We start from the raw sequence: 22,112 nt of genomic DNA, 5'->3' as shown, positions 1-22,112 counted from the left end.
CGAAGTCACACGCCGTTCACCCGGCGCGGTCGCCTCCGCCTACTTCTTGCCCTGCGCGGCGACGGCCGCGGCGGCCGCGGCGGCGGCCTCGGGGTCGAGGTACTCGCCGCCGGCCTTGACGGGCTTGAGGGTCGCCTCGTCCAGCTCGTACTTGAGGGGCATGCCGGTGGGGATGTTCAGCTTGACGATCGCGTCGTCGGAGATCCCGTCGAGGTGCTTCACGAGCGCGCGCAGCGAGTTGCCGTGGGCGGCGACGAGCACGGTCTTGCCGGCCTTGAGGTCGGGGACGATGCCGTCGTACCAGTAGGGGAGCATGCGGTCGAGCACGTCCTTGAGGCACTCGGTGCCGGGGCGGACCTCGGGGGCCAGGTCGGCGTAGCGGGCGTCGCCGTCCTGGGAGTACTCGGAGCCGGGCTCGATGACCGGCGGCGGCACGTCGTACGAGCGGCGCCAGATCATGAACTGCTCCTCGCCGAACTCGGCGAGCGTCGCGGCCTTGTCCTTGCCCTGGAGGGCGCCGTAGTGGCGCTCGTTCAGGCGCCAGGAGCGCTTGACCGGGATCCAGGAGCGCGCGGCCTCCGACAGCGCCAGCTCGGAGGTGTTGATGGCGCGGCGCAGCAGCGAGGTGTGGACGACGTCGGGGAGCAGGTCCGCGTCGGCGAGCAGCCGCCCGCCGCGGCGCGCCTCGTCCTCGCCCGAGGCCGAGAGCTTGACGTCGACCCAGCCGGTGAACAGGTTCTTGGCGTTCCATTCGCTTTCGCCGTGGCGAAGCAGCACGAGAGTGTAGGTCATGCCCCCTATCCTGCCGCCTCCGCGCGCCCCCGGCCCCCGGGTCGCCGCGAAGGTGTGGCGGCCGTCGCGCCGGGGCGTTCCGCCTGGTGGGATCAGTCCGCGGGGCGCAGGTGCTCGAAGGCGGCGAGGTTCGCGGTGGACTCGCCTCGGGCGAGGCGCCAGCGCCACTCCTGCTGGATGGAGGTCTTGAAGCCGAGTTCGAGGATGGTGTCGAACACGGTGTCGGCGGCCTCCAGGACCTGGCCGAGGACCCGGTCGAGCTCGTCGGCGTCGATCGCGGCGAAGGGGAGGCGGCCGACGAGGTGGATGTCGCCGCTGCCGTCGATCGCGAACGCGACGGCGTACAGCTTCCCGTTGCGGCGCAGCAGCTCCTCCCAGACCGCCGCGCGGTTCTCCTCGGGGCTGCGGGCGACGAACGCCTCGACGCGGAGGGCGTGGTCCTCGATGACGAGGCCGCACTCGGTGGCGAGCTTGCGCCGGCCGGGGAGGGTCACGACCGCCGAGCGCGGCGTGTCCAGGCGGTAGTCGGCGCCGGTCTCGTCGAGGGCGGCCGCGAGTCGCTCGATCACCGGTTCAGCGTAATCGCCTGGGAGCGGCGCAGGACGGCGCGCCGGTAGGCGGCGCCGAGCCCTTCGGCGGTGGCCTGCCACGAGAACAGGGCGGCGTGGGCGCGGGCGCCGGAGGCGAGGCGTTCGCGCAGGGCGCGGTCGCGCATGAGGCGCCCGACGGCGCCGGCCCAGTCGTCGGCGCGGTGGGAGTCGACGAGCATCCCCGAGACGCCGTCGTCCACGGCGGTGGTCAGCCCGCCGACTTTCGCGGCGAGCACGGGCGTGCCGCTGGCCTGGGCTTCGAGGGCGACGAGGCCGAACGACTCGTTGTAGCTGGGGACGGCGACGGCGTCGGCGGCCCGGTACGCCTGGGCGAGCGCCTCGCCCGAGCGCGGGCTGCGCCACTGCACCCGGTCGCCCAGGCCGAGTTCCCCGGCGAGTTTGGGGAGCCAGTACAGGTCGGTGTTCGAGGGCCCGCCGACGAAGACGGGGACGATGCGCTCGGCGAGGGCGGGGTCGGTCTCGCGCAGCCGCGCGAGGCCGCGCAGGAGCACGTCGGGGGCCTTGGCGGGCTGGATGCGGCCGACGAACGCGACGACGAGCGCGTCCTGGGGGAGCCCGAGGGCCTCGCGGGCGGCGTAGCGGTCGCCGGGGCGGAACACCCCGAGGTCCACGCCCGGGTGCACGACCTCGACGCGCCGGGCGTCGGCGGCGTAGTAGTGCTGGAGTTCGGCGGCCTCGGCGGCGGTGTTGGCGATGAGGAGGTCGGCCTCGGTGGTGATCTGCTCCTCGCCGCACACGCGGCCGATCGGCTCGGGCTTGTCGCCCTCGGCGAGCTGCGCGTTCTTCACCTTGGCGAGGGTGTGGAAGGTCTGCACGAGCGGGACGTTCCACCGGTCGGAGGCCACCCACGCGGCCTGGCCGCTGAGCCAGTAGTGGGCGTGGATGAGGTCGTAGTGGCCGGGCCGGTTGTGCGCCTCGGCGCGCAGGAGGCCGCCGGTGAAGGCGCACAGCTGCGTCGGCAGGTCGTTCTTCGACAGGCCCTCGAAGGGCCCGGCGGGCAGGTGGTGGACGAGGACGCCGGGGGCGGCCTCGACGGTGGGGGGCTCCTCGGAGCTGGTGGCGCGGGTGAAGATCTCGACCTCGACGCCGGCGCGGGCGAGTTCGCGCGCGGTGTTGAGGACGTACACGTTCATGCCCCCGGCGTCGCCGGTCCCCGGCTGGGCGAGCGGGGAGGTGTGGACCGAGACCATCGCGACGCGGCGGACCGCCTGCTTGCGGCATCGGGCCCGGAACGCCGGTGTGCGCCGTTGACTCACGTGTCTTTCCTCTCCCGCGGCTGCCATCCCCTAGAGCAACGCGCAAAACCCTCGCCATCCTTCCGCCTGGGGGTGTCCGGGCACAACCGCCGCACGCGCGGGAGTGACGAACTCCGCATTCCCGCAAGACGTGAAGCGACATGACGTTTTCATGCCGTTTCGTGGCCGAATGGTGACACTCGGTCGGGGGAAGCCGGAATTTCTCTCGCGACACGACCGGGAATGAGCCTCAAATCCGGGCAAGTCGGCCATGATGGGGAGACTTGTCATCACCAGGGGGGAGACAACACCATGAGCACTGCAACCGTGCCCGCCGCCAGGCAGCCCACGATGTCGCCGGTGTCCAAGTTCGGCCAGACGCACTCGCTTCGCCGCCTGCCCGTCCAGGAGCGCTCGGCCGCCCGCGTGCGCCGGATGCTCGACGCCGCCGCCGACCTCATCGAGGAGGTCGGCTACGACCGGCTCTCGACCACGGCCATCGCCCAGCGCGCCGACGTCGCGATCGGCTCGGTCTACCAGTTCTTCGGGGACAAGCGCTCGCTCGCCGAGGCGCTGTCGCAGCGCTACATCGACCTGTACTTCGAGCGCCTGACCGCGCGCTTCGACGCCGAACCCCCCGCCGACTGGCGGGCCGGGGTCGAGGCCGCGATCGCCGAGTACGTCCACATGTACCGCACGGCGCCGGGCTTCCGCGTCCTCCACCTCGCCGACGCGATCGACCCCGGCCGGGCCGACGCCGTCACCACCGGCGGCGACGTCATCGCCGACCAGATCCTCGCCGGGCTCGCCCAGCGCTTCGGGATCGGCGGGGACGACGAGCTCGGCAAGACCGTCACCGTCGCCGTCGAGACCGGGCAGGCCCTGGTCCGCCTGGCCTTCCGCCGCGACCCCGAGGGCTGCTCGGCCTCGATCGCCGAGGCCAACGGCGTCGTCTGCGACTACCTCGCCCGCCGGCTCCCGTAGCCGCGAAACACCAGGCCCGGACGCGGGCCACTATCCGACCGCGCCGGGACGCAGGGCCGCATCGGGCCGACTAGTCTCGTAGTCGACCCGGTGCGGTCTCTGACTTTCGAGGAGCAGCATGGCGAACACCCTTGCCGACATCCAGACGGTGCTGCGGATCAAGCCGTTCCGACGGCTGTGGACCGTACTCGGCCTCGCCTCCTTCGGAGACTGGCTCGCGATCTTCGCCACCGCCGGATTCGCGCAGTCCCTGTTCGACGACCCCGCGGCCAAGGGCGCCGCGTTCTCCGCCACCATCGTGCTGCGGCTCCTGCCGTCCCTGGTGCTCGGACCCGTCGCCGGGGTGTTCGCCGACCGCTTCGACCGGCGCAAGACCATGGCCGCGTGCGACACCGCCCGGTTCCTGCTCATCGCCTCGGTCCCCACGGTCTACCTCATCACGAACAACACCGCGTTCACCGTCGTCTGGCTCGCCGTCGCCCAGCTCTGCATCGAGGGCGCCGTCCTCATCTGGTCGCCCGCGAAGGAGGCCGCGGTCCCCAACCTGCTGCCCCGCGAGAAGTACGAGGCGGCCAACCAGCTCAGCCTCGCCACCACCTACGGCATCGCCCCGCCCCTCGCCTTCGCCGTCCTCGCCGTCCTCGAACGCGGCTCCGGCGTCTGGGCGAACCTCGGCTCCTGGGCCGAGCCCATGGTCATCGCGCTCTACCTCACCGCGGCCATGTTCGCGATCCTCGCCGTCACCGTCTACTTCTTCATCCCGCAGATCTCCGGCCGCTACGGCCAGGTCGCCGCCAAGACCACCAGCGTCTGGCACGACCTCGTCGAGGGCTGGTCCTACCTGCGCACCTCCGAGCGCGTCCGCGGCCTCATCCTCGGCATGCTCGGCGCCTTCAGCGGCGCCGGCATCCTCATCGGCGTCGGCACCGTCTACGCGGGCACCCTCGGCGCCGGCGACGCCGCGTTCTACACCCTCGCCGTGTTCCTCTTCCTCGGCCTCGGCGCCGGCATCGCCTTCGGCCCCAAGCTCATCGGCGAACTCTCCCGCCTCCGCTGGTTCGGCATGAGCATCGTCCTCGCCGGCGCCGGCCTCGCCCTCGACGCCGTCGCCCCCCACATGGTCTTCTCGATCCTCGGCTCCGTCGTCATCGGCCTCGGCGCCGGCATGGCCTTCCTCGCCGGGATCACCCTCCTCCAGCGCGAGACCGAGGACGAGATCCGCGGCCGCATGTTCGCGTTCATCGCCGTCTCCGCCCGCGTCATCCTCATGCTCGCCATGACGATCTCCGCCCCCCTCGCCGGCTGGCAGGCCGCCCGGCGCCTCGACCTCGGATTCACCGCGGTCGAGGTCTCCATGAGCCGCATCCTCCTGTTCGTCGCCGCCGCCCTCGTCGTGTGGCTCGGCGTCACCGCGTTCCGCTCCATGGACGACAAGCCCGGCGTCCCCGTCCTCGCCGACCTCTGGTCCTCCCTGCGCGGCCGCCCCCTCTCGCCCGCCCTCCCGCTCGCCAGCGACGGCTTCTTCGTCGTCTTCGAAGGCGGCGAAGGCGCCGGCAAGTCCACCCAGTCCGTGAAGCTCTCCGCCTGGCTCAAACTCCGCGGCTACGAGGCCGTCCTCACCCGCGAACCCGGCGCCACCGACATCGGCATGCGCATCCGCTCCCTCCTGCTGGACCCCGCCACCAAGGACGGCGGCGAGACCGCCCCCTCCCCGCGCGCCGAAGCCCTCCTGTTCGCCGCCGACCGCGCCCAGCACGTCGAGAAGGTCATCCGGCCCGCCCTCGAACGCGGCGCCGTCGTCGTCTCCGACCGCTACATCGACTCCTCCATCGCCTACCAGGGCTCCGGCCGCGAACTCGGCAAGGACGAGGTCGCCTGGGTCTCCCAGTGGGCCACCGGCGGCCTCAAGCCCGACCTCACCGTCCTCCTCGACGTCGACCCCGCCCAGGGCCTCCACCGCGCCAAGGCCGGCGGCGACGGCGACCGCCTGGAGCAGGAGCGCCTCGACTACCACGAGCGCGTCCGCGAGACCTTCCTCGGCCTCGCCGCCGCCGACCCCCGCCGCTACCTCGTCGTCCCCGCCGGCGGCACCCCCGACGAGATCGCCGCCAGGGTCCGCGAGGCCGTCGCCGAACGCCTCGACATCCGCACCCAGACCGCCCGCACCGACGCCGGCTGGCCCGGCCTCGACACCGACAAGGACGCCCCCCGCACCGACACCGAGTACGGCTGGGACAACGTCGCCGAAGAGGCCGGTCGGGCGTGACCGCCGGCGTCTTCGACGAGCTCGTCGGCCAGGACGAGGCCCGCCGCGTCCTCGGCGCCGCCGCCCGCGGCACCGGCATGACCCACGCCTGGCTGTTCACCGGCCCGCCCGGCTCCGGCAGGTCCACCGCCGCCGTCGCCTTCGCCGCCGCCCTCCAGTGCCCCGACGGCGGATGCGGCGAATGCCACGCCTGCCGCACCGCGCTCGGCGGCACCCACCCCGACGTCACCCGCGTCATCCCCGAGGGCCTGTCCCTCGGCGTCGACCAGGTCCGCGGCCTCATCCTCGACGCCTCCCGCGCGCCCACCTCCGGGCGCTGGCAGGTCCTCATCATCGAGGACGCCGACCGCCTCACCGAAGCCGCCGCGAACGCCCTGCTCAAAGCGGTCGAGGAACCGCCGGAGCGGACGGTGTTCCTGCTGTGCGCCCCCTCGACGAACCCCGCCGAGGTCTCGGTGACGATCCGCTCCCGCTGCCGCGTCATGGGCCTGCGCCAGCCGCCGCCCGGGGCGATCGCCGACCTCCTGGTCGCCCGCGACGGCCTCGACCGGCGCGAGGCGGAGCTGTTCGCCGCCGCCGCGCAGGGCCACGTGGGCCGCGCCCGGCGGCTCGCCACCGATGCCGAGGCCCGCGCGAAGCGGCACGACGTCCTCCAGATCCCCAGGCGCCTCACCGGGCTCGGCGCGTGCTTCACCGCCGCCGTCGAGCTCATCGAGGCCGCCGAGGCCGAGGCGTCCGGCACGTACACCGACCAGTCGGCGACCGAGCGGGAGGCGCTGGAGACCGCGCTCGGCAAGGGCGGCACCGGCAAGGGCGCGTCGCGGGCCGCGCGCGGCGCCTCGGCGGCGCTCAAGGAGCTTGAGAAGCGCCAGAAGACCCGCGACACGCGCGCGCAGCGCGACTCGCTCGACCGGGCCCTGGTGGACCTGGCGGCGTTCTACCGCGACGCGCTCGCGGCGGGCTTCGGGGCGCGCGTGGACCCGATCCACCCGGACATGGCCGACACGACCCGCGCGGCCGCCTCGCGGCTCAGCGCCGAGTCGCTGCTGCGCCGCATCGACGCGATCCTGGAGTGCCGCAAGGCCATCGAGGCGAACGTGCGCCCGCGCATCGCGGTCGAGGCGATGATGCTCTCCCTGTGGCGGGCCTGAGCCCGGTCCCGATGTCGCACCCGTGCGTCACCCTCGTACCGGGGGCCCGCGGTCGCGACACCCCCGGCCCCGGGGGCGGCCTACTGGGTCCAGAGGTGGTGGATGTACGCGTCCTGGGCCTTCGGGATCTGCCCCGAGCGCCGCCACCGGTACCAGGCCCGCTCCTCGACCACGCGCACGCAGAAGTCCCCGTCGGTCTCGAACGGCTCGGAGACGCACCGGAAGTCGTCCCGGAACAGCCCGTCGACCCAGTTCCAGACGCGCCGGCCGATGAGGTTGGGCACGTCGGAGGCCGGGTAGGGCCGGCGCACTGGCGGCGCGTCGGGGTCGGAGAGCCGCTCGATGAGGTAGCCGGGGCGCGGTGCGCCCGTGCCGGGCTCGGGGCGCTGCACCCACACGTCGGCGGCCGGGACGAGGCTCGCATAGGCGTCCCCGTCGCCGTCGATCGCGCGGTAGTAGTCGGCCTCGGAGATGAGCGGGACGACGAGCATCCCGTCGCGCGTGACGGGGTCGTCGGCGCGGAGGTCGAACTGCCATCCGCACCCCGGCGCGCCGGTGACGACCCGGGAGGAGTGGAGGTCGAACGCCCTGCCCGCGGGCACCGGGACCAGGGCCGGAGGCGGATCCGGGACCTCGAATGAGCTGTCCGACAAGCCCAATGGACGCTCCTGACCTTATGTGACAACTGCGTGCAAGGGGGACCGGAGAAAAGCATAGGGGGTTGGCACACTCTGGGGATTCACGGCCCTGGCGGCGGTCGTAGAGTTCTCTGTATCAAGCACGGCGCGACACCCTGAGGATGGAAGAACGATGAGCGAGTACGACGAAGCGGCCCCGGTCGAGGAAGACGTCACCGAGGACTACACCGCTGAGGAAGACACCACCTACACCGAGGACTACAGCTACGACGAGACCGCGGTCTCCTCGGTGGACGAGTCCTTCGACGTGAACGGCGACGGCTACGAGGACACCACGATCTCGGCCGACGGCGTCACCCTGATCGACGCGGACGGCGACGGCGACGCCGAGGGCGTGGCCACCGACTACGACGGCGACGGCATCAGCGACGAGCTGATCCTGGACACCGACGGCGACGGCTCGCTCGAGTCCTACGCCTCGGACACCGACGGCGACGGCCTCATCGACACCTACGAGTCCGACACGGACGGCGACGGCCTCACCGACCAGGTCTCGGTCGACTACAACGGCGACGGCTACGTCGACTCGGTCGCCACCGACACCAACAACGACGGCTTCACCGACGTCGTCGCGGAGGACTACAACTCCGACGGCTTCGTGGACGAGATCGCGGTGGACTCCGACGCGGACGGCGTCACCGACACCGTCCTCCAGGACTCCGACGGCGACCTGTTCCTGGACCAGGTCTACACCGAGGCCACCCCCGAGGGCGACTCCTTCCAGTCGCAGACCGGTCAGGTCTTCTAACGACCCGGTGCTCGAGTCCGGACACCCCTGGCCTCAGTCCCCTCCATACGCGAAGGCCGGATGCCGATGGCATCCGGCCTCTCGTCGTCTCCGGGCCCGGTTCGGGACCCCCGGCGGCGTCCCGCCTCAGCCGGTGGTGCCGCGCAGGAGCGACATGGCCTCGGCGCGGGTGCGGGCGTCGGACTGGAGGCTGCCGCGCACCGCGGAGGTGATGGTGCTGGAGCCCTGCTTCCTGATGCCGCGCATCGACATGCAGGTGTGCTCGCATTCGACGACGACGATGACGCCGGTCGCCTCCAGGGACGTGTAGAGCTGGTCGGCGATCTGGCTGGTGAGGCGCTCCTGGACCTGCGGGCGCCGGGAGTACACCTCGACGAGGCGCGCGAGCTTCGACAGGCCCACGATCTGCCCGCCGGCGCCGGGGATGTACCCGACGTGGGCGACGCCGGTGAACGGCAGCAGGTGGTGCTCGCAGAAGGACTGGACCTCGATCTCGCGCACGAGCACGAGCTCGTTGTGGTTCTCGTCGAAGGAGGTCTTGAGGACCTGGGCGGGGTCGACGCGGAGTCCGGCGAACAGCTCGGCGTAGGCGCGGGCGACGCGGCGGGGGGTCTCCTTGAGGCCGGGCCGGTCGGGGTCCTCGCCGATGGCGGCGAGGATCTCGCGGACGGCGGCCTCGATCCGGTCGAGGTCGACGGCGTCCTCGACGGGGCTGCCGTTGATGCGGCCGTCGATGAGGCGTGCGGCCAGGTTGTCGAGTTCAGCCATGGCGCAAGCTTACGGTCTGGCCCTCCGGATCCGAGTGCGCTTCGTCACGCACTGGAAACGCGAGGGCCCGCCTACGCAGGTAGGCGGGCCCGGTAAAGATTTCGCTACGGTTGCGGGCTCTGGCCCTCGGTCCCCGGTCCGATCTCGATGCCCGCTTCGGGGCCCTCGGCGGGCCGGGACCCGTTCGGGGTCGACACGGGCGGCTGCCCGAGCTTGCGCTTGTCGGTCCCGTTGAAGGGGGACATGGGCGGGCGCTTGACCACGCGCGTCGCGATCCGCTCCAGGTCCTCCTGGTTGAGGGTCTCCTTCTCGAGGAGCTCGGTGACCATCTGGTCGAGGACGTCCCGGTACTCGGTGACGATGGCGTACGCCTCGTCGTGGGCGATCTCGATGAGGGCCCGCACCTCGGCGTCGACGAGCGCGGCGATCTCGTCGGAGTAGTCCTTCTGGTGGCCGTACTCGCGGCCCAGGAACGGCTCGGAGCCGCTGGAGCCGTACTTGACGGCGCCGAGCTTGGCCGACATGCCGTACTCGGTGACCATGGCGCGGGCGACCTTGGTGGCCTTCGAGATGTCGTCGGAGGCGCCGGTCGTCGGGTCGTGGTAGACGAGCTCCTCGGCGGCGCGCCCGCCGAGCGCGTACGCGAGCGTGTCGATCATCTCCGAGCGCGTCTGCGTGTACTTGTCCTCGGTCGGCAGCACCAGCGTGTGGCCCAGGCTCCGGCCGCGCGGCAGGATCGTGAGCTTGTGGACGGGCGCGGCGTGGGGGAGCGCGTGGGCGACCAGCGCGTGGCCGGACTCGTGGTACGCGGTCATCTTCTTCTCGGCCTCGCCCATGACGCGGCCCTTGCGCTCGGGCCCGGCGATGACGCGGTCGATGGCCTCTTCGAGGGCGTCGGCGGAGATCGCCTTCTCGTTGTGGCGGGCGGTCAGGAGCGCGGCCTCGTTGATGACGTTCTCGAGGTCGGCGCCGGAGAACCCGGGGGTGCGGCGCGCGATGGTGTCGAACTCGACGTTCGGGACGAACGGCTTGCCCTTGGCGTGGACGGCCAGGATCGCCTGGCGCCCCTCCTTGTCGGGGGCGTCGACGGGGATCTGGCGGTCGAAGCGGCCGGGGCGCAGCAGGGCCGGGTCGAGGATGTCGGGGCGGTTCGTGGCGGCGATGAGGATGACCCCGCCGCGCGTGTCGAAGCCGTCCATCTCGACCAGGAGCTGGTTGAGGGTCTGCTCGCGCTCGTCGTGGCCGCCGCCCATGCCGGCGCCGCGGTGGCGGCCGACGGCGTCGATCTCGTCGACGAAGACGATGGCGGGCGCGTTCTCCTTCGCCTGGGTGAACAGGTCGCGGACGCGGCTGGCGCCGACGCCGACGAACATCTCGACGAAGTCGGAGCCGGAGATGGAGTAGAACGGGACCCCGGCCTCGCCGGCGACGGCGCGCGCGAGGAGGGTCTTGCCGGTGCCGGGCGGGCCGAACAGGAGGACGCCCTTGGGGATCTTGGCGCCGAGCTCCTGGTACTTCTTCGGGTCCTCGAGGAAGTCCTTGATCTCGCGGAGCTCCTCGACGGCCTCGTCGGCGCCGGCCACGTCGTCGAACGTGGTCTTCGGGGTGTCCTTGGACACCATCTTCGCCTTGGACTTGCCGAAGTTGAGGACCCGCGAGCCGCCGCCCTGCATCTGCGACATGAAGAAGAGCAGCAGCAGGACGATGAGGACGATGGGGAGGAGGCTGAGCAGGAAGCTCACGAACACGGAGGTCTCGTTGACCTCGGTGTCGAACTTGACGCCGGCCTCTTCGAGCTCGCCGGCGACGGTCTCCATCATCCCCGCGGGGAGGTACGCCTCGACCTGGGTCTCGTCGTTCAGCGTGAGCTGGACGAGCTGCTCCTTGTCGAGGAGGTTCGCCTCCTTGACGTTGCCGTCGTTGATGTCCTTGAGGACCTCGGAGGTGGTGGCCTCGTCGTAGTCGGAGCCGCCGGACCAGAAGCTGCCGATGAGGACCGCGATGAGGGCGATGAGCACGATCCAGACGAGCGGCCTGCGGAAGAACCGCTTCCGCTCAGGTGTGGGTCTCCCGGCGTCGACCACTCGTTTCCTCCTGCTGCGTTCGTCGCGTATCCGTGCGGGGCCGCGGTCGTGTCGGCACGCGGGCCTCGCTGGCGCCTCGCTGGGTTTCCTTGGCCGCAAGGCGTTGCCACCTCGAACGTACACGGTGTGAAGGTTCGGCGTCCCGCAGCGGTCGCACCCCTGAAACGGCGCTCCGCGCCGGAAACCGCCCTTTACCCGCCCCGCCGATAGTCCGTAATTAGTACCACGGGCGGCTTGACTTCGCCCACCCAAGCCTGCGGCGCGAGCGAACGGGTGGCACCCTTGTTACATGACGTCGGAGTTGGCCAGCCCAGCATCAGTGCCGTCCCCCGCAGCGGAGGACGCGGTGTTCGATCCGGATTCGTGGTACGCCGAGCAGATCGAGCGCACCATCATCACCGAGGAGGAGATCCGAGCGAAGGTCGCCGAGCTCGGCGAGCGGGTCTCGGCCGACTACGCGGCCGGGCTGATCGAGGACGGCGACGAGCTGCTGCTCGTGGGCGTGTTCAAGGGGGCGGTCATGTTCATGGCCGACTTCGCGCGGGCCCTGTCGGTGCCGGTGAAGATGGAGTTCATGGCGCTGTCCTCGTACGGGAGCAGCACCACCTCCTCGGGCACGGTCCGCATCCTCAAGGACATCGACTCCGACGTGGCGGGCAAGCACATCCTCGTCGTCGAGGACATCATCGACTCGGGCCTGACGCTGTCGTGGCTGCTCAAGTACCTCGAAGGGCTGCGCCCGGCGTCGGTCGCGGTGGTCTCGATGCTCCGCAAGCCCGGCGTGCAGCGCGTCGACATCCCGATCGCTTACCTGGGCTTCGACATCCCGAACGAGTTCGTCGTCGGCTACGGCCTCGACTACGCCGAGCGCTACCGTGAACTCCCGTTCATCGGCGTCCTCAAGCCCGAGGTCTACCAGTAGCGGCTCATCATCGCTTCCCTTTCCGTCGCAGGCCCGCGCATTCGCGCGGGCCTTTCCTCTTCACTGGCAATTCTCCCAGTTTCGCTATCAGCGGAACCGACCGGCGACACGCCGATTCCTGTCGCACCCCCGAGTCAGGGTTCTATCCGGGGCCCGAAATCCCGCCTCGCAAGGTGCCCGCCCGCGCCCTCGATACTGCTAACGATTCGAACGGCCCGGCCGCATCGACCCCGAATGTCTCCTCGGTCCTGTCGGACCCCAGGCGCAGGGTTGGTACCGGGGGCCCGCGATCCGACTCCGCGAGGCGCTCGACCCTGCCCTCGATCCGGACCGATCCTCGGCCTGGGGCGGCTTCCGGCGTGGAACCGAACTCCGATCAGCCCTCGATAGTCCGAGTCCCGCTCACGGCGCCGAGGCGGTCAACCACCCGTCGCTCCGGCGGATCTCGATCCCGCCGGGAAGGAAGGCCGGGCCCTGCCCGCGCCAGTCGGCGACGAGCGCGTCGACCGCCGCGAGGTGCCGGTGGTTGAGCTCGGCCCCGTCGACGCCCGATTCGAGGACCCATGCCCGCAGGACCCGGGTCCGGATCGGCGCCGGGAGCGCCGCGACCCGCTTCGCGTCGAGCCCGTCCGCGGTCCGCTCCGGACCGGGTCCGTCCCCCGCACCTTCCCGATCCGGGCCGCTCGCGGCCCGGCATTCGTCGAGGGCCGCGAGCGCGAGCGCGTCCAGGTGGTCGGTGTCCTCGCCGACGAGCGCCGCGGTGCGCGCCAGGTTCGCCACCAGGTCCTCGCCGAGCACCCCCACCAGCGAGTCGAGCGCCGGCCGCAGCGCCGAGCGCAGGAACCGCGGGTCCGTGTTGTGCGGGTCGGCCCAGGGCTCCAGGCCCCGCTCGGCGCACGCCCGGTGCGTGTCGTCGCGGGCGATCTCCAGCAGCGGCCGCCGGTACCGCCCGCGCACGGCCCGCATCCCGGCGATCCCGCGCGGCCCGGCGCCGCGCACGAGCGCGAGCAGCACGGTCTCGGCCTGGTCGTCCCTGGTGTGCCCCAGCAGGACCGCACTGGCGCCGTGCCGTTCGGCCGCCGCGTCGAGCGCCGCGTACCGGGCCTCCCGGGCGGCCCCTTCGGGCCCGCCGCCGGCGCCGACCGCGACGGTCACCGCCTCGGCCGGGTCGAGCCCGGCGCCCCGCGCCCACGCCGCCACGCCGGCCGCGCGCGCGGCCGAACCCTCCTGCAACCCGTGGTCGACGCTCACGAGCCCGGCCCGCAGCCCCATCCGCGGGGCGCAGAACGCGGCGGTGTCGGCGAGCGCGAGCGAGTCGGGCCCGCCCGAGCAGGCGACGAGCACCAGTGATCCCGCGGGCAGGTCCGCGAGGCCGTGCCGGACGGCGGCGCGCAGGCGCGCCACCGCGGGCGGCAGTCTAGCCACGGGCCCCGAGGACGCGGGCGGTCCACAGCTCCGGCCGGTCGATCTCGGCCTCGGTCGGCAGGTTCGCGGGCGCCTCCCAGACACGGTTGAACCCGGTGACGCCGTGCCCGTTCACGACGTGGTCGACGAACCGCCGCCCGGCCGCGTACTGGCGCATCTTGGCGTCGAGCCCGAGGAGCTGGCGCAGGAACCTCTGGAGCGTCGTCGGGTTGGCGCGGCGCCGGTCGAAGCGGCGGCGCAGGAGCTGCACGTGGTCGATGGAGGTGCGCCCGACCCCGTCCATGACGGCCTCGGCGTGCCCCTCCAGCAGGGTCATGAGCGCTTGGATCTCCGAGATCGCCTGGCGCTGTTCGGGACTGGTGACCGCGGTCATGACGTCGGTGCCCGGTCCCTCCGGCGGCTCCTCCTCGCGGGCGGAGGCGAGCGCGCGGCGCACGGCGAGGGCGAGCCCGGCGGCGGAGGACCGGTCGGGCTCGGCGGCGTCGAAGAAGGTCTGGATGAGCCCGTGGAAGTGGCCGCGCATCCACGGCACGGCCGTGAACTGGGTGAGGTGCGCGGCCTCGTGGACGGCGATCCACAGCCGGAACTCGCGGGAGGGGAGCCGCAGGCGCCGTTCGACCTCGACGATGTTCGGGGCGACGAACAGGAGCCGCCCGGAGTCGGTGGAGAACGTCTCGAACTGGCCGAGGACCCGCGAGGACAGGAACGCGAGGACGGCGCCGGCCTGGACGCCGGTGAGCTTCGCGGCCGCGGTGGGCGCGGCGTCGTCGCCGGGGGCCTCGGCGCCGAGGCCGGTGAGGAGGCGGCGGAACCCGGCGATGTTGATCCGGCTCCAGCGGGCGCGGTCGACCACGTCGACCGGCGCGAGGGTCTCGGGCACGAGCCCGGTGTATTCGGTGACGAGGTCGATCGCGTTGCGCGCGTGGCGGTGCAGGTCGGCGACGACGTCGAGCGCGCCTTCGCGGCTCATCGTCGGCCCGCCCTTGCTGAACGCCCGCGAGCAGGACGCGGCGGTCCGCCAGTCGACTGACGGCAGCATCGGGTTTCCTGCGGGCGGCGCCATCGGTCCAGCCTATCCAGAGCGCAGTCGTCTCGCCACCATCCCGCGCAAGCGGGTCCGAAACGGACCGTACCGGGCGGGCCCGGGGCGAACGAATTCAAATATCGAACGTCTTGAAAGTTTCGGACCTGAGGTGTTACGTTCTTGTGGTGCTCGCAACATCTTGCAGGATTGCGGGCAGAACTTGCACAGGGAGCAACGATGCCTCATCCCAATGCCAGGCGCGCGCTCGCCGCCGCCGGCGGAGCCGCACTCGCCGCGGCCGCCGTCCTCGCGGCCGCCCACCCGCAGACCGCCCCCGACGCCCCCGCGACCGACCTCGCCCCCGCCGCCGCCCTCGATGGCGGCGACTCGATCCTCAACATGTTCGAGTGGACCTGGAACTCCATCGCCGCCGAATGCGCCGGCCCCCTCGCCGACTCCGGCTACACCTACGTCCAGACCTCCCCGCCCAACGAGCACATCCGCGGCGCCGACGCCAGCCCCGGCGAAGCGAACGCCTGGTACATCCACTACCAGCCCGTCAGCTACGAGATCGAGTCCCGCCTCGGCACCCGCGCCGAATACGCCGCCATGACCGCCGCCTGCGAGGCCAACGGCATCGGCGTCATCGCCGACGTCGTCATCAACCACATGGCCGCCGGCTCCGCCACCCAGACCCGCACCGGCTGGAACGGCTCGGAGTACCGCCAGTTCCACTACCCCGACGCGGGCTACGACGCCTCCGACTTCCACAACACCGGCTCCTCGTACTGCGAGATCGACAACTACCAGGACCGGGGCGAGGTCCAGAACTGCCACCTGGTGGGACTCAACGACCTCGACACCTCCCAGACCGACGTGCGCGAGACCATCGCCGCCTACCTCGACGACCTCACCGGCCTCGGCGTCGACGGCTTCCGCGTCGACGCCGCCAAGCACATCTCCGCGACCGACCTCGCCGCCATCATGAACCTCGTCGACGGCGACCCGTACATCGTCCAAGAGGTCATCGGCGCCGCCGGCGAACCCATCACCGAGGCCGAGTACACCGGCATCGGCGACGTCCAGGAGTTCTCCTACTCCTACGACCTCAAGAACCACATCAACGGCTCCTCCGAGGCCCGCCACCTCACCACCATGGGCACGAGCTGGGGCTACACCACGCCCGCGGGCGTCTTCACCGCCAACCACGACACCGAGCGCGGCTCGATGACCATGAGCTACAAGAACGGCCAGGACTACCTCCTCGGCGAGGCGTTCATGCTCGCCTACCCGTTCGGCACCCCCGCCTCCTACACCGGCTACGCGTTCTCGTCCAACCACGCCGGACCGCCCCTCAACGGCGACGGCTCCGTGGCCGACGTCGACTGCGGCAACGACGCCTTCACCTGCATCCACCGCTCCCCGTACATGAGCGGCATGGCCGGCTTCCGCGCCGCCACCGCGGGCGAAGCGGTCGTCAACACCTGGGGCTCGGGCGACGCACTCGCCTTCGGCCGCGGCGACACCGGGCACGTGGTCGTCAACGCCGGGACCGCCGCGGTCTCCCGGACCTTCACCACCTCGCTCCCCAATGGGTCCTACATGGACGTCATCTCCGGCGCGACGGTCGACGTCTCCGGCGGGACCTTCACCGCCACCGTCGCCGCGAAGACCGCGCTGGCGATCTACGTCGGCAACGACTCGGGCGGCGGCAACGGCGGCACGGACGACTGCGTGAACGTGAGCGCGTACGTGACCGGCACGAACATGGGCGACGAGGTCTACATCGTCGGCTCGATCCCGCAGCTCGGCAACTGGACCGCGATCGCACCGGCCCACCTGTCCGGCGCGACCTACCCGACCTGGAAGGGCACGGTGTCGGTCCCGGCGGGCACCACGTTCCAGTACAAGTACGTGATCGTCCGCGCCAACGGCAGCTACACGTGGGAGTCCATCGGCAACCGCACGGCCACCGTCCCGTCCAGCGGATGCCTCCAGCTGAACCAGACCTGGAACACGGCCTGACCTGCTGACACGAAGGGCCCGGGCGCTTGCGCCCGGGCCCTTCCGCATTCCTGAAATCCGCTTCAGCCGCCTTCAGCCTGCATTCAGCATCGACCGGTCACCATTGCCCCACGCGAACCCCCACGGAGGACCGAACGAAAGGAGCCGCACCAGGACCGAACCACCACAAGGCAACCGAACCGCAGCCCAGTCCGAACGTCAGTCACCGGTGCAGTCAGTCAGGGTGGGCGGGGGGCGGGGGGGGGGGGGGGGGGGGGGGGGGGGGGGGGGGGGGATCCCCTCGCTGATCTAACAGCCGCACTGGGCCACGGCGGTCGAGATCTCGTCGAGCGCCGTCTCGACCGCGGTCTCGCCGGTCGTCGCGCCGTTGGAGAGGATCGAGAACACCAGCTGCCTGCCCTCGGCGGTGGTGAGGGTCCCCGTCAGCGAGCTGACGCCGCTGAGCGTGCCGGTCTTGGCCCGCACGACGCCCTTGCCGGCCTCGGCCGTCCCGAACCGGTCGTCGAGCGTCCCCGAGTACCCGGCCACCGGGAGCGACTCGAACACCGACGAGGACGACGAGGACGCCGCGCCCAGCAGCAGCGCCGTGAACGCGTTCGCGGTCATGCGGTTGGAGGGCGACAGGCCCGCGCCGTCGTAGAACACCAGCCCGGTGTTGTCGACCCCGAGGCCCTCCAGGGTCGCCAGATGCACCGTGGACATGGCCGCCCAGGTCATCGCGCCCTCGACCGCCAGCGCGGTCTGGAGGGCGACGGCGTCGGCGAGGAGGTTGTCGGAAGTGAGGATGAACGAGTCGACGAGCGCGGCCATCGGCGCGGAGTAGACCGTCGCGACCTCGTCAGCGCCGGCGTCGGCGGTCCCGGCCTCGACCGCGGCGGCGCCGAGGAGGTCGGCGAACTGCTCGGCCGCGGCCGTCGCGGGGTCGGTGAAGTGCTCGGCGTACTTCGCGGTGTTGTCCTTGCGGCCGCCGTCGACCATGAACGGCGCCATCGGCGCGGTCATGTAGACGAGGTCCTCGGCCGGCACGCCTTCGGCCTTCGGATTGTCGGTGAACACGCTCGTGTCCAGGTAGACGGTGTTCGGCGCGGTGCCGCCGCGGGCTTCGAGCACGAGGTCGGCGAGCTCCTGGAGGCTGGCGCCCTCGGCGTACTGGTCGTAGTAGCCCTCGCCGTCGACGGTGAGCGTCACGTCGCCTCCGGCGACGAGCACGACGCTGTCCTCGGTCGGCCCCTCGACCACGGTGGTCGGGATGCGGTACTCCGCGCCGAGGTGCTCCAGCGCCGCCACGGCCGTGACCACTTTCATCGAGGAGGCGGGCGCGAGCGGCGCGGTGCCCTCCTGCTCGTACAGGACCTCGCCGGTCAGGGCGTCGGCGAACGACGCCGAGGTGCTGCCGTTGAGCCTCGAATCGCCGAGCAGCGCCGGCAGGACCGACGCGAGGTCGGGCATCGGCGCGTCGGCGTCCGAGCTGGCCAGCACGGGTGCGGGCGCGGCCGGCGGGTACGCCTCGGGGGTGGTGAGCGTCCCTGTCCGCGGAGCGGCGACCGACGAGATCTGCCACACCAGGCCGCCGGCGGCGGCTACGGTGACCAGGACCGCGAGTGTCGCGAGCACGCCCGTGAGGACCTTGCGGCGCCGCCGCGGGGCCCGCTGCACGGGCCGCGCGGGACCGGTGGCGCCGGGCCGGGCGTGTGGCGTACTACTCGCGACCTTGGGGTCGGCGTTGTCGCTGAGGGACATGCACAGAGACTAGGCCATTGAGAGCACTGCACAGGAGCCTGGAGGAGGTCGGCCGATGGAGTTCGACGTGACCGTCGAGATCCCCAAGGGGAGCGCCAACAAGTACGAGATCGACCACGAGACCGGTCGCATCCGCCTCGACCGGACGCTGTTCACCGCGACGGTGTACCCGGCCGACTACGGTTTCATCGACGACACCCTGGGCCAGGACGGCGACCCGCTGGACGCGCTGGTGCTGGTGGAGCCCACCTTCCCCGGCTGCGTGATCCGCGCCCGCGCGATCGGCATGTTCCGCATGCGCGACGAGAAGGGCGTCGACGACAAGGTCCTGTGCGTTCCCGCCGAGGACCCGCGCAAGGACCGCTTCAAGGACATCGCCGACGTCCCCGAGTTCGACCGCCTCGAGATCCAGCACTTCTTCACGGTCTACAAGGACCTGGAGCCCGGCAAGAGCGTCGAGGGCGCCACCTGGACCGGCCGCGCCGAGGCCGAGGAAGAGGTCCGCCGCTCCTTCGAGCGCGCGAAGGCCGCCGGCTACCACTCCAACCACTGACGCGAACGAAGCAGCAGGGGCGGCCCGGGAACACTCCCGAGCCGCCCCGCTCGCTATACGCCCGAACCGCGCCCGCCCGGCCCCTTCAGCGCAGCTTCAGCTCCCACCGGGCACCATCGGCCCCGGGGGTGCCGCGTACTACACGCGGGGGTAACTCCGATCCGCCTTCAGCTCCGCTTCAGCCTCTCCGAGGCATCATCGGCCCCGGGGGTGCTGCGAACCGAACGCGCGGGTAGCTCCCGACCGGGCTTCAGCTCCGCTTCAGGCGGCCGCGGGCATCATCGGCTTCGGGGGTGCCGGTTACTACACGCGCGGGTAGCTCGCGATCAGGCGCTCACGATGTCGAGGAGCCACGGCTTGGAGCGGGTCGCGGGCTCGGAGAGCTCGACCTTCCAGCCCTGGCCGGCGAGGAAGTCGCCGAGCTCGGCCGCGGACTCGGGGCGGGCGCCGCCGGCGAGGAGGGCCCGGGCGACCTCGCCGCGGGTCGCCTTCGCCATGTGGGTGACCACGCTGCGCCTGCCGTCGGCGTCCTCCTTGAACACCCGCACCGACACGCCGCGGTCCTTCGGACCCCACACCTGCGCGTACGCGCCGGAGCGGAGGTCGACCACGAGTTCGTCCCGCGCGCCGAGCACTTCGGCCACGGCCGGGCGCCACAGCTTCGCGAGCGTCTCGGTGTCGGGGAGCCTGGCGCTCATCGGCATCCGGTACGGCGGCACGCGGTCGGACGGCCGCAGCAGCCCCCACAGCGGCGAGGCGATGAGCACCTGCTCGCCGTCGGGCAGGTCGCCGAGGCCGAGCCGGTCGTAGAGGACGCCGTTGTACAGCTCCCAGGCGGCGAGGGTCGGGGCGCTGCGCAGCGCCCGGTTCGCCTGGAGGTAGTGCCGCTGGGTCGCAGGGAGTTTCAGCGTGCGGGCGGCGGTCTCCTCGTCGGCGCACAGCTCGACGAGCCGGTCGACCAGGAGTTCGCGGATGGGGTTCAGCGCCGGAGAGGAGAGTCGCCCGAGGTCGAGGGACGGACCGTCGCCTTGGACGGCCTTCCCCTCTGACGGCGGCAGCAGTATGAGCACAGCAGGCGAGTCTACCTGCCCGTCCGCCTGGTGCCGCCGGGGCCGCACCCGCGCGCCCGGCCTCCCGGGTTTTCACCCGACCGGGGGTGCACGGCGCCTTCGCGATCCGCTATAGTACATATGTTCGATTCCAGCGGGAGCGGGCCCGCCCCCACCGAGGGCTACGTGTGACGCGGGGATCGAATAGGCGCGGCGGCGGTTCTCCGCGACTGCCGCCGCGCCGTCCAAGCGGCGGAGCCGAGCCCACACCGCCCGCCGCGGGTTCCACCGCCACCGGCCCGGCGGTGGAGCTTGCCCGAAAACCATTGCCGCGGGCTCGAATCCCACCGCCGCCGTGTCTCCGGCCATCCTGCCGCACCCCTCCGACAGTCCGAGTGCCCCAGGCCATCCGGGCCCCGCCACCTGCGCCCCGTCCGCTCCGATGCGGTAAGGTCCCGAGCAAGGGCCTCTAGCTCAATGGCAGAGCTGCGGACTTTTAATCCGTAGGTTCTCGGTTCGAGTCCGAGGGGGCCCACCAAACTCCCAGCTCACACCAGGCGCAGAAAACCGGGCGAGCCCGAAAGCCCGCCCGGTACAGCACCGAAGTACAGCAGCTACCCCAATTCCGCCCCGAGCCGCCGCAGCGCCTCACGTGTGGCCTCATCGGACACCTTCGTGTACACCTCCATGGTGATGTCGAACTTCGAGTGCCGAAGAATGCGCATCGCGACCCGGGGATGCACGTCGAGGTCGGCCAGCAGCGAGCTGCACGTGCGGCGGGCATCCCTCCGGGTGATGCGAGGGACCCCCGCCAAGTCGCAGCGCCGATCCCACAACCGCGCGAACGTGCGCGGCTCCAATGGCGTCCCGATCCGCGTGGTCAGCAGCAGCTCCGATCCCTGCCACGCCTCCCCGGCCGCGAGACGATCCCGCTCCTTCTGGCGAAGCCGGAGCCGAGCCGCCGTCACGTAGATGTCCGGCAGCGGCAAGTAGTCCTCGGCATCCTCGGTCTTCAACTCGTTCAGCGAGAGATCCTTGCCCAGCCGCTGCAGCTGCCACGCCAACCGGAGCTGCGCCCCCTCGAGATCCAGCTCATCCACACCGACCCCGAGTGCTTCACCGGCGCGCAGGCCGAGCACGAGCACGCCGACATAGGCGACATAGCAAGGGTCGTCATCCTCGCGCGCCGACTCCAGGAACCGCCGCGCCTCCTCCGAACTCCACCGCCGCCGCTGCGTCTTGTGCTTGCGCACCGGCTGGACCTTCACCGGAGAGGCCACGTTTTTGTCCACCTCCTCCTCGGCGACCGCACACCCGAGCATCGCCCGCAGCGTCCGGCGCAGACCCCGCAGCGACTCCTTCGAATACAAGTCCTTGCAGCATTTCCCGAGCGCACAGCACCGCCGCTTGTCCGGCTGCCGCGCCTTGTCCTTGCCCTGGAAGCAGCACTGACACGTCGCCGCCACCCGGTTCAACCAGACCTGCACATCCCGCACCCGCAACGTCGTCAGTTTCTTGGCGCCCAGGCCCGGCACGATCTGTGTCCGCCCCCAACCGCTGTAGTTGATGTACGTCCCCTGCGAGAGGTTCGGCCTGACGATCTCTTCGAGCCAATAGAAGTAGTAGTCCGCCACCGTCCCGTTGCTGGTGGAGACGACGCTCGTCCGCGCCTTGGCCTGCAACGCGATCCACTTTGCATGGCACTCGTCGCGATCCTTCGAAGTCACGTACTTGCGCTTGAGCAACCCCGCCGGAGTGGTGACCCAGACGTACGCCGCCCAACCGCCCTTATACGGGTACATCGACCCCTCGCGGTTCCCACGCTTCCGGCCGCTCACCCCACCAGCTCCAGGGCCTCGGGCTCAGCGGCCTTGCGCTCCACGTACTCGTCCACCCACTGGGGCAGGATGCGGCGGTTGCCGCCGTCCTTGAGCGAGCGGAGCTCCCCGGAGTAGACGAGGGTCTTGACCTTCGCCACCGAGTAGCCGAGCAGTTCGGCGACCTGCGCCATCGTGTACCAACGCGGCGCGAGCATGA

General features: G+C 71.5%; 19 protein-coding genes and 1 tRNA gene. 8 read left to right on the top strand and 12 right to left on the bottom strand.

Annotated features, from left to right (window positions below; all coding sequences use genetic code 11):
- Nucleotides 1–39 precede the first annotated feature (39 nt).
- From BLS99_RS11090 to mshA, 3 genes are all read right to left on the bottom strand, one after another.
- The gene (locus tag BLS99_RS11090) at nucleotides 40–792 is read right to left on the bottom strand and encodes a phosphoglyceromutase (protein WP_091048752.1); all 753 of its coding nucleotides are present in this window, start codon (nucleotides 790–792) and stop codon (nucleotides 40–42) included.
- 92 nt (nucleotides 793–884) lie between these two features.
- Complete coding sequence (locus BLS99_RS11085; RefSeq protein WP_091048749.1) at nucleotides 885–1,361, bottom strand: type III secretion system chaperone family protein; 477 nt, start codon at nucleotides 1,359–1,361, stop codon at nucleotides 885–887.
- A complete protein-coding gene (gene mshA / locus BLS99_RS11080) occupies nucleotides 1,358–2,593 on the bottom strand; it encodes a D-inositol-3-phosphate glycosyltransferase (RefSeq protein ID WP_342761275.1) in 1,236 nt (411 codons plus the stop codon). Before mshA ends, BLS99_RS11085 begins: the two co-directional genes overlap by 4 nt.
- A gap of 357 nt (nucleotides 2,594–2,950) precedes the next feature.
- Here mshA and BLS99_RS11075 point away from each other — a divergent pair, with 357 nt between their 5' ends.
- The 3 genes from BLS99_RS11075 (at nucleotide 2,951) to BLS99_RS11065 (ending at nucleotide 7,039) form a co-directional block, all read left to right on the top strand.
- On the top strand, nucleotides 2,951–3,622 hold the full coding sequence (locus tag BLS99_RS11075) for a TetR/AcrR family transcriptional regulator (protein WP_218126419.1): 672 nt from the start codon (nucleotides 2,951–2,953) through the stop codon (nucleotides 3,620–3,622).
- Between the two features lie 118 nt (nucleotides 3,623–3,740).
- A complete protein-coding gene (gene tmk / locus BLS99_RS11070; protein WP_218126418.1) occupies nucleotides 3,741–5,888 on the top strand; it encodes a dTMP kinase in 2,148 nt (715 codons plus the stop codon).
- Nucleotides 5,885–7,039 (top strand): DNA polymerase III subunit delta', encoded by a 1,155-nt coding sequence (locus BLS99_RS11065; protein WP_091048741.1) that lies wholly within the window; start codon nucleotides 5,885–5,887, stop codon nucleotides 7,037–7,039. The genes tmk and BLS99_RS11065 overlap by 4 nt, the downstream gene beginning before the upstream one ends.
- Before the next feature lie 80 nt (nucleotides 7,040–7,119).
- Here BLS99_RS11065 and BLS99_RS11060 read toward each other — a convergent pair whose 3' ends face one another.
- The gene (locus BLS99_RS11060) at nucleotides 7,120–7,692 is read right to left on the bottom strand and encodes a hypothetical protein (protein ID WP_091048737.1); all 573 of its coding nucleotides are present in this window, start codon (nucleotides 7,690–7,692) and stop codon (nucleotides 7,120–7,122) included.
- Nucleotides 7,693–7,849: 157 nt separating this feature from the next.
- Between BLS99_RS11060 and BLS99_RS11055 the strand changes: the two genes are divergently transcribed.
- Nucleotides 7,850–8,485 (top strand): hypothetical protein, encoded by a 636-nt coding sequence (locus BLS99_RS11055; RefSeq protein ID WP_091048734.1) that lies wholly within the window; start codon nucleotides 7,850–7,852, stop codon nucleotides 8,483–8,485.
- 126 nt (nucleotides 8,486–8,611) lie between these two features.
- Here the strand turns inward: BLS99_RS11055 and folE are convergent, their stop codons facing one another.
- On the bottom strand, nucleotides 8,612–9,253 hold the full coding sequence (gene folE / locus BLS99_RS11050; RefSeq protein ID WP_091048730.1) for a GTP cyclohydrolase I FolE: 642 nt from the start codon (nucleotides 9,251–9,253) through the stop codon (nucleotides 8,612–8,614).
- 104 nt (nucleotides 9,254–9,357) lie between these two features.
- Nucleotides 9,358–11,337, bottom strand: a complete 1,980-nt coding sequence (ftsH, locus tag BLS99_RS11045; protein ID WP_091048727.1) for an ATP-dependent zinc metalloprotease FtsH — start codon at nucleotides 11,335–11,337, stop codon at nucleotides 9,358–9,360.
- A gap of 346 nt (nucleotides 11,338–11,683) precedes the next feature.
- Between ftsH and hpt the strand changes: the two genes are divergently transcribed.
- Nucleotides 11,684–12,259, top strand: coding sequence for a hypoxanthine phosphoribosyltransferase (gene hpt, locus BLS99_RS11040; protein WP_245712223.1), 576 nt, complete (start codon nucleotides 11,684–11,686; stop codon nucleotides 12,257–12,259).
- Between the two features lie 402 nt (nucleotides 12,260–12,661).
- On the opposite strand, the gene tilS is transcribed toward hpt, so the two are convergent.
- Together tilS and BLS99_RS11030 are read right to left on the bottom strand one after the other, a co-directional pair.
- Entirely contained in the window at nucleotides 12,662–13,684 is a 1,023-nt protein-coding gene (gene tilS, locus BLS99_RS11035; RefSeq protein ID WP_176953312.1) for a tRNA lysidine(34) synthetase TilS, read from the bottom strand.
- Nucleotides 13,677–14,723, bottom strand: coding sequence for a zinc-dependent metalloprotease (locus BLS99_RS11030; RefSeq protein ID WP_091048719.1), 1,047 nt, complete (start codon nucleotides 14,721–14,723; stop codon nucleotides 13,677–13,679). The genes tilS and BLS99_RS11030 overlap by 8 nt, the downstream gene beginning before the upstream one ends.
- A gap of 222 nt (nucleotides 14,724–14,945) precedes the next feature.
- Here BLS99_RS11030 and BLS99_RS11025 point away from each other — a divergent pair, with 222 nt between their 5' ends.
- Nucleotides 14,946–16,733 (top strand): carbohydrate-binding module family 20 domain-containing protein, encoded by a 1,788-nt coding sequence (locus BLS99_RS11025; protein WP_091048714.1) that lies wholly within the window; start codon nucleotides 14,946–14,948, stop codon nucleotides 16,731–16,733.
- 288 nt (nucleotides 16,734–17,021) lie between these two features.
- Here the strand turns inward: BLS99_RS11025 and dacB are convergent, their stop codons facing one another.
- The gene (gene dacB / locus BLS99_RS11020; RefSeq protein ID WP_091048712.1) at nucleotides 17,022–18,473 is read right to left on the bottom strand and encodes a D-alanyl-D-alanine carboxypeptidase/D-alanyl-D-alanine endopeptidase; all 1,452 of its coding nucleotides are present in this window, start codon (nucleotides 18,471–18,473) and stop codon (nucleotides 17,022–17,024) included.
- A 55-nt stretch (nucleotides 18,474–18,528) separates the two neighbouring features.
- Between dacB and BLS99_RS11015 the strand changes: the two genes are divergently transcribed.
- Nucleotides 18,529–19,026 (top strand): inorganic diphosphatase, encoded by a 498-nt coding sequence (locus BLS99_RS11015; protein WP_091048710.1) that lies wholly within the window; start codon nucleotides 18,529–18,531, stop codon nucleotides 19,024–19,026.
- 326 nt (nucleotides 19,027–19,352) lie between these two features.
- Here the strand turns inward: BLS99_RS11015 and BLS99_RS11010 are convergent, their stop codons facing one another.
- Nucleotides 19,353–20,096 carry a YaaA family protein gene (locus BLS99_RS11010; RefSeq protein WP_091048706.1) on the bottom strand — a complete coding sequence of 248 codons (744 nt, stop codon included), beginning with the start codon at nucleotides 20,094–20,096 and terminating at the stop codon, nucleotides 19,353–19,355.
- A gap of 442 nt (nucleotides 20,097–20,538) precedes the next feature.
- Between BLS99_RS11010 and BLS99_RS11005 the strand changes: the two genes are divergently transcribed.
- A tRNA-Lys gene (locus BLS99_RS11005) sits at nucleotides 20,539–20,613 on the top strand.
- Between the two features lie 76 nt (nucleotides 20,614–20,689).
- Here BLS99_RS11005 and BLS99_RS11000 read toward each other — a convergent pair.
- Together BLS99_RS11000 and BLS99_RS10995 are read right to left on the bottom strand one after the other, a co-directional pair.
- Nucleotides 20,690–21,913: a tyrosine-type recombinase/integrase gene (locus tag BLS99_RS11000; RefSeq protein ID WP_091048703.1), complete on the bottom strand. Its 1,224-nt coding sequence runs from the start codon at nucleotides 21,911–21,913 to the stop codon at nucleotides 20,690–20,692.
- On the bottom strand, nucleotides 21,910–22,110 hold the full coding sequence (locus BLS99_RS10995) for a helix-turn-helix domain-containing protein (protein ID WP_091048701.1): 201 nt from the start codon (nucleotides 22,108–22,110) through the stop codon (nucleotides 21,910–21,912). Before BLS99_RS10995 ends, BLS99_RS11000 begins: the two co-directional genes overlap by 4 nt.
- Nucleotides 22,111–22,112 lie beyond the last annotated feature (2 nt).

The sequence above is a fragment of the Glycomyces sambucus genome, from assembly GCF_900102815.1.
Lineage (GTDB): Bacteria > Actinomycetota > Actinomycetes > Mycobacteriales > Micromonosporaceae > Glycomyces > Glycomyces sambucus.
Note: the sequence above shows the minus strand (reverse complement) of the source record. Positions and strands in the feature narration are given on the sequence as shown.